The organism is Pandoraea faecigallinarum, assembly GCF_001029105.3.
GTDB lineage: Bacteria > Pseudomonadota > Gammaproteobacteria > Burkholderiales > Burkholderiaceae > Pandoraea > Pandoraea faecigallinarum.
Genome location: NZ_CP011807.3, coordinates 868,511 through 884,864, shown reverse-complemented (window position 1 = coordinate 884,864; position 16,354 = coordinate 868,511). Strand labels below are relative to the sequence as shown.

Annotated in this window: 16 protein-coding genes and 1 other RNA gene; 3 read left to right on the top strand and 14 right to left on the bottom strand. The window is 62.0% G+C overall.

What is annotated here, in order from left to right:
- Positions 1 to 67: 67 nt before the first annotated feature.
- Together rpsI and rplM are read right to left on the bottom strand one after the other, a co-directional pair.
- Positions 68 to 463, bottom strand: a complete 396-nt coding sequence (gene rpsI, locus AB870_RS03980) for a 30S ribosomal protein S9 (protein ID WP_044454227.1) — start codon at positions 461 to 463, stop codon at positions 68 to 70.
- Positions 464 to 473: 10 nt separating this feature from the next.
- Positions 474 to 902, bottom strand: coding sequence for a 50S ribosomal protein L13 (gene rplM / locus AB870_RS03975; protein ID WP_010805091.1), 429 nt, complete (start codon positions 900 to 902; stop codon positions 474 to 476).
- A 639-nt stretch (positions 903 to 1,541) separates the two neighbouring features.
- On the opposite strand from rplM, the gene AB870_RS03970 reads away from it, so the two are divergent.
- On the top strand, positions 1,542 to 1,964 hold the full coding sequence (locus AB870_RS03970) for an OsmC family protein (RefSeq protein ID WP_047907030.1): 423 nt from the start codon (positions 1,542 to 1,544) through the stop codon (positions 1,962 to 1,964).
- A gap of 86 nt (positions 1,965 to 2,050) precedes the next feature.
- Here AB870_RS03970 and rnpB read toward each other — a convergent pair.
- The 3 genes from rnpB to pyrC form a co-directional block, all read right to left on the bottom strand.
- An RNA gene (gene rnpB / locus AB870_RS03965) (RNase P RNA component class A) lies at positions 2,051 to 2,460 on the bottom strand.
- Positions 2,461 to 2,524: 64 nt separating this feature from the next.
- Entirely contained in the window at positions 2,525 to 3,334 is an 810-nt protein-coding gene (locus AB870_RS03960; protein WP_335645728.1) for a DUF3025 domain-containing protein, read from the bottom strand.
- Between the two features lie 64 nt (positions 3,335 to 3,398).
- Positions 3,399 to 4,436: a dihydroorotase gene (pyrC, locus tag AB870_RS03955; RefSeq protein WP_047907029.1), complete on the bottom strand. Its 1,038-nt coding sequence runs from the start codon at positions 4,434 to 4,436 to the stop codon at positions 3,399 to 3,401.
- A gap of 200 nt (positions 4,437 to 4,636) precedes the next feature.
- Between pyrC and AB870_RS03950 the strand changes: the two genes are divergently transcribed.
- Positions 4,637 to 5,467, top strand: coding sequence for a class II glutamine amidotransferase (locus AB870_RS03950; RefSeq protein ID WP_039396153.1), 831 nt, complete (start codon positions 4,637 to 4,639; stop codon positions 5,465 to 5,467).
- A gap of 115 nt (positions 5,468 to 5,582) precedes the next feature.
- Here AB870_RS03950 and AB870_RS03945 read toward each other — a convergent pair whose 3' ends face one another.
- The 7 genes from AB870_RS03945 to AB870_RS03915 form a co-directional block, all read right to left on the bottom strand.
- Positions 5,583 to 6,308, bottom strand: coding sequence for an amino acid ABC transporter ATP-binding protein (locus tag AB870_RS03945; RefSeq protein WP_039396149.1), 726 nt, complete (start codon positions 6,306 to 6,308; stop codon positions 5,583 to 5,585).
- Positions 6,305 to 6,985: a glutamate/aspartate ABC transporter permease GltK gene (gene gltK / locus AB870_RS03940; RefSeq protein WP_047907028.1), complete on the bottom strand. Its 681-nt coding sequence runs from the start codon at positions 6,983 to 6,985 to the stop codon at positions 6,305 to 6,307. Before gltK ends, AB870_RS03945 begins: the two co-directional genes overlap by 4 nt.
- Entirely contained in the window at positions 6,985 to 7,725 is a 741-nt protein-coding gene (locus tag AB870_RS03935) for an amino acid ABC transporter permease (protein WP_047907027.1), read from the bottom strand. The genes gltK and AB870_RS03935 overlap by 1 nt, the downstream gene beginning before the upstream one ends.
- 113 nt (positions 7,726 to 7,838) lie before the next feature.
- Entirely contained in the window at positions 7,839 to 8,753 is a 915-nt protein-coding gene (locus AB870_RS03930; RefSeq protein ID WP_047907026.1) for a glutamate/aspartate ABC transporter substrate-binding protein, read from the bottom strand.
- A gap of 163 nt (positions 8,754 to 8,916) precedes the next feature.
- Entirely contained in the window at positions 8,917 to 10,203 is a 1,287-nt protein-coding gene (locus AB870_RS03925) for a Glu/Leu/Phe/Val family dehydrogenase (protein ID WP_047907025.1), read from the bottom strand.
- Between the two features lie 294 nt (positions 10,204 to 10,497).
- The gene (locus AB870_RS03920) at positions 10,498 to 11,454 is read right to left on the bottom strand and encodes a LysR family transcriptional regulator (RefSeq protein WP_047907024.1); all 957 of its coding nucleotides are present in this window, start codon (positions 11,452 to 11,454) and stop codon (positions 10,498 to 10,500) included.
- A gap of 68 nt (positions 11,455 to 11,522) precedes the next feature.
- Positions 11,523 to 13,436 carry an ABCB family ABC transporter ATP-binding protein/permease gene (locus tag AB870_RS03915; RefSeq protein ID WP_047907023.1) on the bottom strand — a complete coding sequence of 638 codons (1,914 nt, stop codon included), beginning with the start codon at positions 13,434 to 13,436 and terminating at the stop codon, positions 11,523 to 11,525.
- A gap of 264 nt (positions 13,437 to 13,700) precedes the next feature.
- Here AB870_RS03915 and AB870_RS03910 point away from each other — a divergent pair, with 264 nt between their 5' ends.
- The gene (locus AB870_RS03910; RefSeq protein WP_047907022.1) at positions 13,701 to 14,120 is read left to right on the top strand and encodes an acyl-CoA thioesterase; all 420 of its coding nucleotides are present in this window, start codon (positions 13,701 to 13,703) and stop codon (positions 14,118 to 14,120) included.
- Positions 14,121 to 14,285: 165 nt separating this feature from the next.
- On the opposite strand, the gene AB870_RS03905 is transcribed toward AB870_RS03910, so the two are convergent.
- Complete coding sequence (locus tag AB870_RS03905) at positions 14,286 to 15,053, bottom strand: enoyl-CoA hydratase (protein ID WP_047907021.1); 768 nt, start codon at positions 15,051 to 15,053, stop codon at positions 14,286 to 14,288.
- A 97-nt stretch (positions 15,054 to 15,150) separates the two neighbouring features.
- Positions 15,151 to 16,350 carry an acetyl-CoA C-acyltransferase gene (locus AB870_RS03900; RefSeq protein ID WP_047907020.1) on the bottom strand — a complete coding sequence of 400 codons (1,200 nt, stop codon included), beginning with the start codon at positions 16,348 to 16,350 and terminating at the stop codon, positions 15,151 to 15,153.
- Positions 16,351 to 16,354: the final 4 nt, after the last annotated feature.

Below are 16,354 nucleotides of genomic sequence, written 5' to 3'. Positions count from 1 at the left end.
GAAAAGGCCGCGCGAGGCGGCCTTTCCCTGCATCCACCGAAGTGGACGCCCACAAGCACTCGGACGATTAACGCTTCGAGAATTGCTTGCGACGGCGGGCTTTGTGGAAGCCAACCTTCTTACGTTCGACTTCACGGGCATCGCGCGTGACGAAGCCAGCGTTCGACAGCGTCGGCTTGAGCGTCGCGTCGTAGTCGATCAGTGCGCGGGTGATGCCGTGGCGAACCGCACCGGCCTGACCCGTTTCACCGCCGCCCGAAACGTTGACCTTGATGTCGAACGTTTCGCCGTGGTTGGTCAGCTCGAGCGGCTGACGAACGATCATCAGCGACGTTTCACGAGCAAAATACTCTTTGATCGGCTTGCCATTGACGACGATGTCGCCCTTGCCAGCCTTGATGAACACGCGAGCAACAGCGCTCTTGCGACGGCCGGTGCCGTAATTCCAATCGTTTTTGAACATGGCGTGGCCCTTAGATCTCGAGCGACTTCGGTTGCTGCGCTTCGTGCGGATGATTGCCGTCGGCATACACCTTCAGCTTCTTGATCATCGCGTAGCCCAGCGGACCCTTCGGCAGCATGCCCTTGACAGCCTTCTCGAGCGCACGGCCCGGGAAACGCTCTTGCATCTTGCCAAACGTGGTCTCGTAGATACCGCCCGGGTAACCCGTGTGACGGTAGTACTTCTTGTCAGTTTGCTTTGCGCCCGTGACTTTCAGCTTGGCAGCATTGACGATGATGATGTAGTCACCAGTATCAACGTGCGGCGTGAATTCAGGCTTGTGCTTGCCGCGCAGACGGCGTGCCACTTCGCTGGCGACACGGCCGAGGACTTTGTCCGTCGCGTCAATCACAAACCATTCGCGCGTCACCTCTGCCGGCTTAGCGGAAAACGTCTTCATGATCGATCCAAATAAAATGCATTTGCCCCATTGACACCAACTTCCTGCTTGTCTGCCGGCCGCGTCCCGGTGACTCAAGGTCACATAGCGCAGTCCTGTGCTTGCAGGCTCTCCCTGATGCTTTTTCCGTGGGCATTTCCGGAAAAGCCGTTGATTATACAGAAAAAACGCCCCGCCGGTAAACGGCGTTTCCGGCGGCACAAAAAAAAACCCGAACCTCAATGGGTCCGGGTTAAATCCACCAAAGGAGGAGGGTGGAGGAGACACTTGCAGCGTTGCTGTGAAGCACAACAACCAATGACTGCAGTGTAGCAAACCGAATGCTGCGACGCAAGAAAATTTATAGTGCGAAATGCAACACCATAATATGAAAAGCAGGCAAGATTATCATCGAAGAATAAATTTATTAAAAATCAAATGCTTATCGAAAACACCGCTTTCCAGGATCCTGCTCGGTTAGAGCCAGCCACCTAAATTTAGGGTTTATCCCGCTGAAAACGCGATCAAAAAAGCGCCAATATTGCGATGCAGCAACCGGGGTCCCAGATCGTGGGTCCCCCAGGTTCGCGGCGGCATCGTACGCAGGTTCGCGGAAGCCGCTACAATTTTCGCTTGAACGTGATATCGGGGTTTTGAAATATGGAATGCAAGGTTAGCTGGATGGGTCCGGGCGGCATGTCCTTCGTCGCGCAGACGGGTAGCGGACACATTGTCGCGATGGACGGTGCCCCGGAAGGCGGCGGCAACAATCTGGCGCCGCGTCCGATGGAGATGGTGCTGGTCGGCACCGGTGGTTGCACCGCGTACGACGTGGTGATGATCCTCCAGAAGAGCCGTGCCGACATCAAGGATTGCAGTGTCACGCTCAAGGCCGAGCGCGCCAGCGAGGACCCCAAGGTCTTCACGAAGGTTCACTTCCACTTCACCGTGACGGGCCGCAACCTGAACCCGACGGCCGTGGAGCGTGCCGTCAATCTGTCTCACGACAAGTACTGCTCGGCCTCGATCATGCTCGCCAAGACGGCCGAGATCACACATACCGTGGAAATCGTGGAAGGCTGATCGCGCGGCCCGGGCCTATTGCGATGGCCGTGCCGGTTGCGAAAACACAAAAGGCTCCCGATGGGAGCCTTTTGCATGCTGTTGGGATGCAGAGCCGGCCGATAAGCCGGATTCTGTGAACGCGACTCGCGCCGCGCCTGACAATCATTCCTCTAGGCGACGCATCGCTACGCCGCTCAAGCTTCCTACCCGCAGGCTCCCGGGGGCCCCGTTGCCGGCACACGCGCGAGGCGCATGCCGCTCACCTGCCTATTTGGAATTGCTCCGGGTGGAGGTTACCGTGCCGTGTGCGTTGCCGCACGCCGCGGTGCGCTCTTACCGCACCGTTTCACCCTTACCTGATCCCCCGGCTTGCGCCAGGGGCCATCGGCGGTCTGTTCTCTGTTGCCCTGTTCCGCGTCTCGCGACGGATGGCCGTTAGCCATCACCCTGCCCTATGGAGTCCGGACTTTCCTCCCCCTCCCCGAAAGGAGGCGGCGATTGTCTGGCCGACTCTGCGGGCCGCAGTGTATCACGGGGCCTCGCATCGACGCCGACGCCTGCTCGCCAGCCCCATCCGCTTACTTCTTTTGCCGACGCCCCGCCCGGAACACCGAGGTGTCCCGATAGAAAGCCGGATCCTCGTTCGCAGGCCACCATCCCGGCACGCCGAGCACGGGCAACGGGGCGAAATCGCGCGTCGTGAGCGGTGCACTCGCCAGTGCCGGCGCAATCCGTGCGTCGAGCCACGTACGGCGCTGCGCCGGGTGCCAGAGGAAATAGTCCGGGGGAACGTCGACGATCCAGGCATGCGCCGTCACCGATTTGTACGGCGCGACCAGTTTCTCCAGCAACGCGTGCCCGAATGGCTGGACTTCGCAGGCGAGCCCCCAATCGGCGCGCCGGCCCACGAAAAGCGTATGCCAGTCGAACGCCCGCAAGGCTGCGCCCAGCGAAGGGTCGCTACACGCGAACAGCACTGCGTTTTCGTCGAAAAGCGTGGCGGCGTCGCGCGTGGCGCCGCGGGTGGCCTGCACTCCATCGAGCGCAATCGCGCCCGCCTGACGCGCATTGAGCGCCGCCTTGCCGCGCGGATACGTCAGCCAGATCAGCGCGTTGAAGAAGTCGTGGAGATTGGGGCGCGTCGGGACACTACCCGTCGCCGCGATGAACACCTCGTAGGCGGTCGCCACGGGCAGAGCCTCTTGCGCGACGAAGCGCAGCGCCTGTCCCTGCTCGCTCACCAAAGCCGCGGCCGACGCCTGCACCGACAAGGCATGCCGCCAGTCGCGACCGGCCAGCGCGGCTTGCCCGCGCGCCGCCACCGCCTCGAACCATGGCGCGCGCCAGTCGATCTCCGGCAGGCTGCACGCCGCGCGAAGCACGCTCACGGGCGTTCGGGGGGACAGCACCGGCGGCACGGACGACAACGGCGCGGCAGGACGCGATGCGACCTCAGCCCCTGAGCTTCCAGCCGATGACTTCGCCGGCGCGCAGCGGCACCACCGTGGCGTCGCCCATCGGCAGTTCGGCGGGCAATTCCCAGTCCTCGCGAACCAGCGTGACCTTGCCGGCGTTGCGCGGGAGTTCGTAAAAGTCCGGACCATGGAAGCTGGCGAACGCCTCCAACTTGTCGAGCGCGCCCGCCTTGTCGAACGCCTCCGCGTACAACTCCACGGCATGCAACGCCGTGTAGCAACCCGCACAGCCGCAGGCGGCTTCCTTCACGCCGCGCGCGTGCGGTGCGCTATCGGTGCCAAGGAAAAAGCGCGGGCTGCCCGACGTGGCCGCCCTCACGAGGGCTTCGCGATGCGTTTCGCGCTTGAGCACCGGCAGGCAGTAGTAATGCGGACGGATGCCGCCCGTGAAGATTGCATTGCGGTTGTACAGCAGATGATGCGGCGTAATCGTGGCAGCGATGGGGCCTGCCGCCTCGGCAACGTACTCGGCGGCGTCCTTCGTCGTGATGTGCTCGAACACGACCTTCAGCCCCGGGAAATCGCGGCGCAGCGGCGACATCACCTTGTCGATGAACACTTTTTCACGGTCGAAAATGTCGATGTCCGCGCTCGTCACTTCACCGTGTACGAGCAGCGGCATCCCCACTTCCTGCATCGCTTCGAGTGCGCCGCGGCATTTGGCCAGATCGGTCACGCCGGCGTCCGAGTTCGTGGTCGCGCCCGCCGGATAAAGCTTCACGGCATGCACGAAGCCCGACGCCTTTGCGCGACGAATCTCCTCGGCAGGCGTATTGTCGGTGAGGTACAGCGTCATGAGCGGTTCGAACGTATTGCCCGCCGGACGCGCCGCGAGGATGCGCTCGCGATATGCCGCCGCGTGTTCGGTCGTGGTAACCGGCGGCTTCAGGTTCGGCATGATGATCGCGCGGCCGAACTGGCGGGCGCTGTCGGGCAGCACACTCCCTAGCACAGCGCCATCGCGCACGTGCAGGTGCCAGTCATCGGGGCGGGTAATGGTCAGTTCGGTGGTCATGGCGTTTTCCGGGGCTGGGGGACGGCTGGCCCATGCGAGCGTGGTTGCGGGATGCGGCGTAGTGACGCGTCGACGCGACGGACTGCCTGGGCGGGAATGTACGTGCACAGAGGCCGGTGCTATGCTTCTGTAACCCCACATTGTAACGGTTGCGGCGCTCCGACACGACGTGCGCAGCCAATCATCGATTTGCCTGTCCCATGTGCCAACTGCTCGCAATGAATTGCGCGGAACCGACCGACATCACGTTCTCATTTACCGGTTTCGCGGCGCGTGGTGGCGGCACGGATCACCATGCCGACGGTTGGGGCATTGCATTTTTCGAGGACAAGGCCTGCCGTCTGTTCATCGATCATCAGGCAGCGGCGAACTCGCCCATTGCCGAACTGGTCAAGAAGTACCCGATCAAGTCGAAGAACGTCATCGCCCACATCCGCAAAGCGACGCAAGGCATCGTTGAGCTGGAGAACTGCCACCCGTTCCAGCGCGAGTTGTGGGGACGTCACTGGATCTTCGCCCACAACGGCGATCTGCACGATTACGACCCGTTTCTCTCCGGCGTCTATCAACCTGTGGGGACCACGGACAGCGAGCGCGCCTTCTGCGACATCATGCAGGGCCTGCGCAAGCGCTTCCCCGGTTCGCAACCGCCGTTGGACGAACTCTTTCACGCCGTCGAGGACATCACGCGCACGATCACCCGCCACGGGGTGTTCAACTTCGTGCTGTCGAACGGTCAGGCGCTGATCGCGCACTGCTCCACGCGTCTGCACTTCATCGCCCGCCAGTGGCCGTTCACCAAGGCCCATCTGATCGACGCCGACTGGGAGATCGACTTCGCCAAGTTCACCACACCGGCGGACCGTGTCGCCGTGATCGCGACCGCACCGCTGACCGACAACGAAGTCTGGACGACGTTCGAGCCGGGCGAACTGATCCTGTTCGAGAAGGGCGCACCGACGCTGCGTACCGTGGTGCCGATTCCGGAAGCCGTGCGTTTGCGCAACGCACAGAACACGGCCTGCCAGTAACGCCGGCGTCAAGCCTGACGAGGCCGCCGCGGCCCATAAAAAAAGCGTGCCCGACGGCACGCTTTTTCATTCCGACGCCGGTTACATCAGCAATCGATGACGTCGATGACAACGATCAGTGCAGGATCTTGGCCAGGAAGTCCTTGGCGCGGTCCGACTTCGGATTCGCAAAGAACTCGTCCTTCTGATCGTCTTCGACGATGATGCCCTGGTCCATGAAGATCACGCGGTTCGCGACCTTCTTGGCGAAGCCCATTTCGTGCGTGACCACCATCATGGTCATACCTTCCTGAGCCAGTTCGACCATCACGTCGAGCACTTCGTTGATCATTTCCGGGTCGAGCGCCGAGGTTGGCTCGTCGAACAACATGGCGATCGGGTCCATGCACAGGGCACGGGCGATGGCCACGCGCTGCTGCTGACCGCCCGAGAGCTGGCCCGGGAACTTGTGAGCATGCGCCTTCAGGCCCACGCGCTCCAGCAGCTTGAGCCCCTTGTCGCGCGCGGCTTCCTTGCTGCGACCGAGCACCTTGACCTGCGCGAGCGTCAGGTTTTCGGTGATCGACAGGTGCGGGAAGAGTTCGAAGTGCTGGAACACCATGCCCACACGCGAGCGCAGCTTGGCCAGGTTCGTCTTCGGGTCCGCCACCGAGGTGCCATCGACGATGATCTCGCCTTGCTGGATCGGCTCCAGACCGTTCACGGTCTTGATGAGCGTGGACTTGCCCGAACCCGACGGCCCGCACACCACCACGACTTCCCCCTTCTTGACTTCAGTGGAGCAGTCCGTGAGCACCTGGAACTGGCCGTACCACTTGGAGACGTTTTTCAGGGTAATCATTTCGCCAACCTCTTTTGAAGACGTTTAACCAACATCGAAACCGTGAAGCAGATCACGAAGTAGACGGCTCCGGCAAACACAATCATGGCAGGCAGCGTGCCGTCACGCTGACCGACCGAGTACGCCATGCCGAAGAAGTCGGACAAGGCGATCGCGTACACGAGCGAGGTATCCTGGAACAGGATGATGCCCTGCGTGAGCAGCAGCGGCACCATGTTGCGGAACGCCTGCGGCAGCACCACGAGGCCCATCGCCTGCCAGTACGACATACCCAGCGCGAATGCCGCGGACATCTGGCCACGCGACACGCTCTGGATACCGGCGCGGATGATTTCCGAATAATACGCCGCTTCGAACAGCGAAAAGGCCACGAGCGCCGAGACCATCCGGATGTCCCAGGTCGGCGGCACGTCCAGCAGCGAACGCAGCACCTGCGGCACGATCAGGAAGAACCACAGCAGCACCATGAGCAGCGGGATCGAGCGGAACACGTTCACGTACATATCCGCGAACCACTTCAGCGGCGCCACGCCCGACAGACGCATCATCGCGAGCAACGTGCCCCAGACGATGCCCACGACCACGGCCAGCGCCGTGATCTGCAACGTGGTGACCATGCCCTTGACGAGCAGCGGCATTGCGTCGAGCGCGCCGCCCCATGCGAAGATCTCACCCATTATTTGCCCCCGATGTAGCCCGGCAGGCGGGTCTTGGCTTCGATGAAGCGCATGAGCACCAGCACCGCGACGTTGATGATCATGTACGCGATCGTCACAACAATGAACGACTCGTAGCTATGTGCCGTGTAATCGATGAGCTGCTTGCCCTGGCCCGTCAGTTCCAGCAAGTTCACGGTCGAGATCACGGCCGAGTTCTTGAAGATGTTGACGAACTCCGACGTGATCGGCGGGATCACGACGCGGAAGGCCACCGGCAGCAACACGAAACGATAGGTCTGCGGGAGCGTGAGGCCCATCGCCAGACCCGCGTTCTTCTGTCCCTTGGGCAGGGAATTGATCCCTGAGCGAACCTGTTCGCACACCCGCGCTGCCGTGAAGAGGCCCAGGCCTATCACACCGGTGAGCAGCGAGACATTCGACGGATTGAGCGAGAACAGCCACTGACGAATCGATTCCGGCAGGAAATCGGGTGCTACGTAGTACCAGAAGAACAGCTGCACGAGCAGCGGGATGTTCCGGAAAAGCTCGACGTAAGCCGCGGCAAATCCGGAAATCCATTTGTTTGGAATGGTACGCATCACCCCGAGCACGGAGCCCACGATGAGCGCGATGATCCAGCCGCCGAGGCCGACTTCAAGCGTGAGCTTGAGGCCCGAGAGCACCCATCCGAAGTAGGTGGTGTTCTCGCCGGTAGCCACCGGCTGGAAGAAAAAACTGAAATCGAGACCGAGAGCCATGATCTCCCCTTTTCTACTTGTCTTGCTTAAAAAGAAGCGGAAGGATCGACTCCTTCCGCTTCAGCATTACGCATTTATGCACTTACGTCTGGCAAACCACTAAGCCAGTCGGCTTACTTGGCAGCGCCCTGGACGTCGGCATTGTCGTTCGGCGCCTTCCACAGTGCAGCCATTTCGGCCGACGGCGGGAAGTCCATGTTGGGTTCACCGGAGATGGCCTTGATCGGTTGCTGGAACCACTTGGCGTAATCCTTCTGCGCCTGACCCGACTTCTGATAATCCGCGACAGCCTTGTCGACCAGCTTCTTGAATGCCGGATCGTCCTTGCGGAGCATGCAGCCATACGCTTCGTACGATTGCGGCTTGCCAACGATGCTGTAGTCCTTGGGGTCCTTGAACTTCGCACGCTCCCCGGCGAGCAGTGCGTCGTCCATCATGAACGCGACAGCGCGGCCGATATGCAGCATATTCGCCGCTTCACCATGATCCTTGGCGCTGATGATGTTCATGCCCATCTTTTCGTCCTGATTCATCTTGCGAAGCAGGCGCTCTGACGTCGTACCTGCCGTCGTCACAACGTTCTTGCCCTTGAGATCGGCAAAGTCCTTCACGCCCGAATCGTTCTTGGTAAGCAGTCGGGTGCCGATGACGAAGAATGTATTCGAGAAAGCGGCCTGCTTCTGACGTTCGGCGTTGTTGGTGGTAGAACCGCATTCGAGATCGATCGTACCGTTCGTCAGCAACGGAATACGGTTTTGCGAGGTGATCGGGGTCTGCGTCACCTTCAGGTTCGGCATCTTCAGTTCTTTCTTGACTTCTGCGACGATGGCCTGAGCCACGTCATTGGCATAACCGACAACATTGTGTTGGTTGTCGTAGAACGAGAACGGCACGGAGGATTCGCGATTACCCAGCGCGATGACGCCCGTATCCTTGATCTTCTTGAGCGTCCCAGCTTCCTGAGCCTGAGCAGCACCCGCCATCAGGCCAACACAGCACATCGCCAACGCAATTTTCGAGAGGGTCATTCCTTGGTCTCCTTGGCAAAAACGAGTGCATTTTAGCACTGCATTTGCCTATTTTTTTATTCTCGAATGTTCGGAACGGACGTCTTTTTTAACGTAACTCGCCCCGAACATTCCGTTTTACGCACTAATGCGTATTACTACTTAGCCTCGGCGCGTTGCCCGATCAGGGGTACAGACCACGCATTTCACGCGCTTGCAGGATACGGGTACACGCCACAATGAACGCCGCCGTACGCAGGGAGACCTGATGTTCCTGTGCAACGTGCCACACCCCGTCGAACGCCTCGCGCATGATGCGCTCCAGACGATGGTTGATCTCTTCCTCGGTCCAGAAGAAGCTCGAGAAATCCTGCACCCACTCGAAGTACGACACGGTCACGCCGCCTGCGTTGGCCACCACGTCCGGCACCACGAGAATGTTCTTGCTGCGCAGAATGTCGTCCGCCGCCGTCGTCGTCGGGCCGTTCGCGCCTTCGACCACGACCTTCGCGCGGATCTTGTCGGCGTTTTTCTCGGTGATCTGGTTTTCCAGGGCCGCGGGGATCAGGAATTCACAGTCGAGCGACCAGAATTCGTCGTCCTTGATGGCCTCGGCGGCAGGAAAGCCGCCCACGCCGCCTGTCTCCGCCACATGCTTGAGCAGGTTCGGCACATCGAGGCCGTCCGGCTTGTAGATCGTGCCCGTGTGATCCTGCACGCCAACGACATGCGCGCCGGCCTCCGCGAACAGACGGGCCGCAATACCGCCCACGTTGCCGAAGCCCTGCACGATCACGCGCGCGCCGCGCACGTCCATCCCCAGACGGCGGGCCGCTTCGCAGCTCACCACGAACACCCCGCGGCCGGTCGCTTCGCGGCGGCCCAGCGAGCCTCCGAGCGAGATCGGCTTGCCGGTCACGACGCCGGTGGCGGTGGAACCCTCGTTCATCGAATAGGTGTCCATCATCCACGCCATGATCTGCTCATTGGTGTTGACGTCCGGTGCCGGAATGTCCTTCGTCGGCCCGATGATGATGTTGATTTCGCTGGTGTAACGACGCGTCAGACGCTCAAGTTCGCCACGCGAGAGCTTGCGCGGATCGACTCGGATACCGCCCTTGGCGCCGCCGTATGGCACGTTCACCGCGGCGTTCTTGACCGACATCCATGCCGACAGGGCCATGACCTCGGACAGCGTCACGTCCTGGTGGAAGCGCACGCCGCCCTTGCCCGGGCCGCGCGACGTGTTGTGCTGCACGCGATAGCCCTCGAAGTGGGCGATGGTGCCGTTGTCGAGTTCGATCGGGCAATCGACCACGAGAATGCGCTTCGGGCGCTTGAGCGTTTCGACCCAGCGCGAGAGCGAACCGAGGTAGGGGGTGACGCGGTCGACCTGTTGGAGGTAGTTACCCCACGGACCGAGGTGCTCGGCGTCGAGGTAGGAAGGCAAGGCATGTGACGTTTGAGACATCGTTGGATTCTCCGGCTTCAATCTGCACCGCCGGCACACACCGCGCCGGCGACACGAATGGCTCGCACTTTACAAAGAACCGCAAACAACAATCCAATGCCGAATAAACATGCATCTATGCATTTCCCGCATAGTTTTGAGAGACCCGGCTTTTCGCCGTTACGTCAGCGATTGCGCCTTGATTGCGCCATGATCGCCGGTCAATGACGCAATCCCCGCACGCTGCGAATTGCGCGGCGGCGGTGAAGGCCCTACCGCATATCCGGTCTATTGAAACGGTCCGTCCGACGGCATTCAGCCCTTCACCTGATCCCGCACGGCTTGCCAGAAGGCTTCGACCACGTCGCGCTTGGTGCGCTCGCGCCGGTTGCTGGCGTCCGTATAAGCCAGCCGGTCGCGGTACAGACGGATTTCCATGTCCAGATGCCACGGCGCTGCGGCCTTTCCCGCCGTCACCAGATCGATGAGCTCGCCGCGCGCCACCGAGTCCACCACGGCGCTCTCCGGCAGGAACGCTACGCCGTGTCCGGCGAGCACCATCGCCTTGAGCGCCTCGGCCATGTCGGTCTCGTAGACCTTGTCCAGATACAGCCGACTGGCCCCGTCGCCTATCAGCAGATCCGCCATACGGCCGAGGTAGGCATTCGACGTGTAGGCCAGATACGGTACGGGGGTGTCTGACGTGCCCGGCAGCTTGAAACGCCCCCGTTTTTGCGGTGTGGGGGCGCTGTAGGGACTGAAGCGCTCGCTGCCGAGCACGATCATTTCGTAGCGCGCGGCGTCGAGTTGCAGCGGCTGGCTCGGATGGTAGTAGCACATCAGCAAGTCGCAGCCGCCGTCGGTGAGCGACATGGCGGCGTCGTGCACGTTGAGCGCGCGCAGACGCGTTCGCAGCAGTCCCATACGCTTTTCCAGCAACTTGAGCCAGCGCGGGAAGAACGTCATCGAGAGCGTATGCGGCACGGCGAAATCGATCACCGAGTGGTCCGCGGAGCGCTGCTCGCGCAACAGCGAACGGGCTTCCTGCGCCTGCGCGAGCAGCGTCAGCGCCTGCTCGTAGAACACTTCGCCCGCCGGCGTCAGACGGGTCGGATAGCTGGAACGGTCGATGAGTTCGCTGCCCAGCCACGCTTCGAGCGACTGAATGCGCCGCGAAAACGCCGGCTGCGTCACATGCCGCAACTCGGCCGAGCGGCTGAAACTGTTCGTCTTGGCGAGCGACACGAAGTCTTCAAGCCATTTGATTTCCATGCGGTGCTCCAGCGCAGCGTTGGTCGATGAAGGCGAAACAGCGGAATCAGAGCGGGATCAGAGCGGGATCAGGATACTACCGTCGCGAAGTGCGATGCCTCGGCGTCGCCCTCCCCGCCGCGACGCTGCTGTTGCAGCGCCCACATCTGCGCGTAAAGGCCTTCGGCATGCAGCAACTGTTCGTGCGTGCCGCGCTCCACGATCCGCCCCTTGTCGAGCACGATGATCTGCGCGGCATGCACGACCGTCGAGAGCCGGTGCGCGATGACGAGTGTCGTGCGCTCGCGGGCGATATTGCGCAATTCCGTCTGAATCGCCTGCTCGGAGCGCGAATCGAGCGCCGAGGTCGCTTCGTCGAAAATCAGAATATGCGGATTCTTGAGGAGGGTCCGCGCAATCGCCACACGCTGCTTCTCGCCCCCCGAGAGCTTCAACCCGCGCTCGCCGACCATCGATTCGTAGCCGGCCGGCAGACTTTCGATGAAGTCATGGATGTGCGCGGCGCGCGCTGCCGCGATGACCTGGTCGCGCGAGGCCGACGGATTCCCGTAGGCGATGTTGTAGTAAATCGTGTCGTTGAAGAGCACCGTGTCCTGCGGAACGATGCCGATCGCCGCGCGCAACGAGTCCTGCGTGACGTCGCGAATGTCCTGTGCGTCGATGGAGATACGTCCGCCGTCGAGACCCGGAAAGCCGACATCGTAGAAGCGGAACAGCAAGCGTGAAAGCGTCGACTTTCCCGAGCCGCTGTGTCCCACGACCGCCGTGGTCGTTCCGGCCGCGATGCTGAAATCGACGTCGTGCAGAATCTGGCGCGACGGCTCGTAACCGAAGTTCACGTGCTCGAAGCGCACCGTGCCGCCACGGCACACGAGCGGTTGCGCGCCCGGGGGATCGGCCACTTCGCGATTGACGTCGAGCAGCGTGAACATGCGGTCCATGTCCGTCATCGCCTGCTTGAGCTCACGATAGATCACGCCGAGAAAGTTCAACGGAATGTAGAGCTGCAACATGAACGTGTTGACGAGCACCAGGTCGCCCAGCGTCATGCGACCGCTCATCACACCTTGCGTGGCGTGCCAGAGAATCAGAATCAGACCACTGGCGATGATGACCTGCTGACCGAAATTCAGTATCGAGAGCGAGTTCTGCGAGCGGATCGCCGCCGCACGATAGCGCTTCAGGTTCTCGTCGTAGCGCTGCGTCTCGAACGCCTCGTTGCCGAAGTACTTGACCGTCTCGTAGTTGATGAGCGAATCGATGGCGCGCGCATTGGCCTTCGAGTCGAGTTCGTTCATCGTGCGGCGAAAGTGCGTTCGCCACTCGGTGACCTTCACCGTGAACACAATGTAGAACACGAGGGCGACGAGCGTCACGATGGCGTAGAAGGCCTCGTAACGCACGACGAAAAAGCCCAGCACGAGCCCCACTTCGATGAGCGTGGGAAGAATGCTGTAGAGCGAGTACGAGATCATCGACTGGATGCCTCGTGTGCCGCGCTCGATGTCGCGGCTCATTCCGCCCGTCTGACGCTCCAGATGGAAGCGCAGCGACAAGGCATGCAAATGGCGGAAGACCTTGAGCGCAATCTGGCGCACAGCGCTTTCCGTCACCTTCGAGAACAGGATTTCACGCAGTTCGGTGAAAAGCGACGTGGACAACCGCACCAGCCCGTATGCGATAACGAGCAGACCCAGCCCGCCCACCACGATCAGGCTCGGATCGTTCGTGGCGCGTGCCGTGGCCGAGAGCGATGCCACCGGGCCGAGCGCGTCGACGATGTGCTTCATGATGACCGGCACACCGAGGTTGGCGACCTTCGCCAGGATCAGGCACGACAGGGCCAGCGCGACGCGGCCCTTGAATTCGAGCAGATACGGGAACAGGGACTTGATGACCTGCCAGTCGCCACGTGCGGGTTTGCCGCCGTTTGGCGCGCCGGATGCCGCCGGCGCAGGCTCGGCCGGAGTGAAACGTCTCATGATGGGGTGTGGCGGCGTCCGGCTCGAATGAGGGCTTTCCGCTAGAATCGGTGATGGCGTATTTTCGCAGAACCCGGCGTCTAATGCTGAAGCCCGATTGAAGCCCGATTGAAGCCCGGCTGAAGGCCGATCGAAGGTCAGTTGAAGCCCGTTAGGGCCTGACCGAACCTCGGTCAAAGCCCGGCGGAATCTTCGGCACGATCTTCGGCCGAATTCCCGACCTGACCGGCGCCGGTTGGCTTTTCCGCTCTACCAAGGATCATCATGAGTACCCCGACCCCGGCCCTCACGGCCCTGCCCGAAGAAAAAGAACTGGCATTGCGCGTGATGCCGATGCCCGCCGACGCCAATGCCCATGGCGACGTGTTCGGCGGCTGGATCATGTCGCAGGTCGACATCGCCGGCTCGATCCCCGCCGCTCAACGGGCCAACGGCCGGGTGGCGACCATTGCGGTGAACTCGTTCCTGTTCAAGGAACCGGTGTTCGTGGGCGATCTGCTGAGCTTCTACGCGACTATCGTGAAAACGGGCAATACCTCGATCACCGTGTACGTCGAGGCCTATGCCCAACGCATGCGTCTGTCGCACGAGATCGTCAAAGTGACCGAAGCCATGGTCACGTATGTGGCGACCGACGAAGACCGCCGCCCGCGTCCGTTGCCCAAGCTCGAAGCGGCGAATTGAAGGGAGGCCGATGGCGGGTCGACGGAGGGACCGGTGACAGCCCGGTTCGCGCCGTACGCCGCAATGAAAACGCCGCAGCCTCCGAGCGAGGCGTGCGGCGTTGGTTCTCTCGCGAGTCCGATGAACGATCCGGCTGCCGGTGCGTGCCGAGTTCCCGGTGCTGAGTTATGAGAACTGGCCGAAATCCGGCTTGCGCTTTTCGAAGAACGCGGTGAACGCCTCGCGCGCCTCCGGAGACAGCAGACGTTTCGCGAACTCCAAGCCTTCCTCGCCGATACGTGCCTGCACGTCGCGCGCGCCGTCCGCCTTCATCAGTTGCTTCGTCACCCGTAGCGAACCCGCGGGCATGGCGGCGAGTTGCGCTGCGCGCTTCGCGGCGTAGTCGAAAACCTCTGCGGCGGGCAGCACGCGGTTGACGAACCCCATCGCCACCGCTTCGTTCACGTCGAACGGCTCGCCGAACAGCAGCTTTTCCGCCGCGCGCTGATAGCCCGCCACACGCGGCAGCAGCCAGCTCGATGCGGCTTCAGGGCAAAGTGCCAGTTGCGAGAACGGCAGCGAAAAGCGGGCGGAATCGGCAGCATAGACCACGTCGCAGTGCAGCAGCAACGTCGTGCCGACACCAACGGCGTTACCCGCCACGGCCGCGACGATCGGCTTGCTGGCCTGACTGATGGCACGCAGAAACTGGAATACCGGCGCGCTTTCGTCCTTCGGCGGATGCTTCAGAAAGTCTTCGAGGTCGTTGCCGGCCGAGAAGACATCGGGTTGCCCCTGAATCAGAATCACGCGCAACGACGCATCGTCCTCGGCTTGCGCAATGCCGTCGGCAAGCGCCTGATACATGTCTGCCGTGATCGCGTTCTTCTTATGAGCGCGGTTGAACGTCAGCACCTGTACCGCTCCCTGACGCTGCACCAATACGTCTTCCATCGTTTGTGTCTCCTCGCGATCCGCTCGCCTGCTCACGTTCGCCGCGTCCGCGCGAAATTCGCCCGGACGCGAGCCCCGCGCGCAGGCGGCCGCCCAGTTACATGCGCTCGATAATGCCTGCCGCCCCCATGCCGGTGCCCACGCACATCGTCACCATGCCGTACTTCAGGTTGTGACGGCGCAGCGCATGCACCACGGTGGCGGCGCGGATCGCACCGGTGGCGCCCAGCGGGTGGCCCAGCGCTATCGCGCCGCCCATCGGGTTGACCTTGCTGGTATCCAGATCGAGATCCTTGATGACGGCGAGCGCCTGCGCCGCGAACGCCTCGTTCAGTTCGATCCAGTCCATGTCCTGCTGGCTCAGGCCCGCAGCGCGCAACGCCGCCGGAATCGCTTCCTTCGGACCGATACCCATGATCTCGGGCGGCACACCGCGCACGGCAAACGACACGAAACGGGCGAGCGGGGTGAGATTGAACTGCTTGAGGACCTTTTCACTGACGACAAGCAGCGCACCCGCGCCATCCGACGTCTGCGAGCTGTTGCCCGCCGTGACCGATCCCTTGTTGGCGAACACCGGGCGCAACTTTGCCAGCCCTTCGATCGACGTGTCGGGACGCGGGCCTTCGTCGAGCGAGAGCGTGCGCGTCTTGACCGACACTTCGCCCGTCGCCAGATCCGGGAAGCGCTCGACGACCTCGATGGGCGTGATCTCGTTCGTGAACTCACCGGCTTGCTGAGCCTTGATGGCCTTCTGGTGCGAAGCCAGCGCAAAGGCATCCTGCGCTTCGCGGCTCACGCCCCACTGCTGCGCGACCTTCTCGGCGGTCAGCCCCATGCCGTAGGCAATGCCCACGTTCTCGTCCCGCTCGAAGATCGACGGCGAGAGCGACGGCGTGTTGCCCATCATCGGCACCATGCTCATGCTCTCGATACCGCCGGCGATCATCGCATCGGCTTCGCCCACACGAATGCGGTCGGCGGCCATCGCGAGCGCCGTCAGCCCCGACGCGCAGAAGCGGTTGACGGTCACACCGCCCACCGTGTTCGGCAAACCGGAGAGCAGCGCGCCGATACGAGCGACGTTCAGGCCCTGCTGGGCTTCGGGAATGGCGCAGCCGATGATCGCGTCTTCGATGACCTTCGGATCGAAATCGGGCACCTGCGACAGCGTGCTCCTGAGGATGGTCGCGAGCAGATCGTCCGGCCGGGTGTTCTTGTAGCTGCCCTTGGGCGCCTTGCCGATCGGGGCACGCGTGGCGGCAACGATATAGGCGTCTTGCAGTTGTTTGCTCATGTCA

Bases quoted from the DNA above. Each gene is read 5' to 3' on its own strand.
- pyrC (WP_047907029.1), bottom strand. From the start codon at position 4,436: ATGACCACCGAACTGACCATTACCCGCCCCGATGACTGGCACCTGCAC.
- AB870_RS03930 (WP_047907026.1), bottom strand. From the start codon at position 8,753: ATGACCCTCTCGAAAATTGCGTTGGCGATGTGCTGTGTTGGCCTGATG.
- AB870_RS03945 (WP_039396149.1), bottom strand. From the start codon at position 6,308: ATGATTACCCTGAAAAACGTCTCCAAGTGGTACGGCCAGTTCCAGGTG.
- AB870_RS03950 (WP_039396153.1), top strand. From the start codon at position 4,637: ATGTGCCAACTGCTCGCAATGAATTGCGCGGAACCGACCGACATCACG.
- AB870_RS03905 (WP_047907021.1), bottom strand. From the start codon at position 15,053: ATGGAAGACGTATTGGTGCAGCGTCAGGGAGCGGTACAGGTGCTGACG.
- rpsI (WP_044454227.1), bottom strand. From the start codon at position 463: ATGTTCAAAAACGATTGGAATTACGGCACCGGCCGTCGCAAGAGCGCT.
- AB870_RS03925 (WP_047907025.1), bottom strand. From the start codon at position 10,203: ATGTCTCAAACGTCACATGCCTTGCCTTCCTACCTCGACGCCGAGCAC.
- AB870_RS03970 (WP_047907030.1), top strand. From the start codon at position 1,542: ATGGAATGCAAGGTTAGCTGGATGGGTCCGGGCGGCATGTCCTTCGTC.
- AB870_RS03915 (WP_047907023.1), bottom strand. From the start codon at position 13,436: ATGAGACGTTTCACTCCGGCCGAGCCTGCGCCGGCGGCATCCGGCGCG.
- rplM (WP_010805091.1), bottom strand. From the start codon at position 902: ATGAAGACGTTTTCCGCTAAGCCGGCAGAGGTGACGCGCGAATGGTTT.
- AB870_RS03935 (WP_047907027.1), bottom strand. From the start codon at position 7,725: ATGGCTCTCGGTCTCGATTTCAGTTTTTTCTTCCAGCCGGTGGCTACC.
- gltK (WP_047907028.1), bottom strand. From the start codon at position 6,985: ATGGGTGAGATCTTCGCATGGGGCGGCGCGCTCGACGCAATGCCGCTG.
- AB870_RS03920 (WP_047907024.1), bottom strand. From the start codon at position 11,454: ATGGAAATCAAATGGCTTGAAGACTTCGTGTCGCTCGCCAAGACGAAC.
- AB870_RS03910 (WP_047907022.1), top strand. From the start codon at position 13,701: ATGAGTACCCCGACCCCGGCCCTCACGGCCCTGCCCGAAGAAAAAGAA.
- AB870_RS03900 (WP_047907020.1), bottom strand. From the start codon at position 16,350: ATGAGCAAACAACTGCAAGACGCCTATATCGTTGCCGCCACGCGTGCC.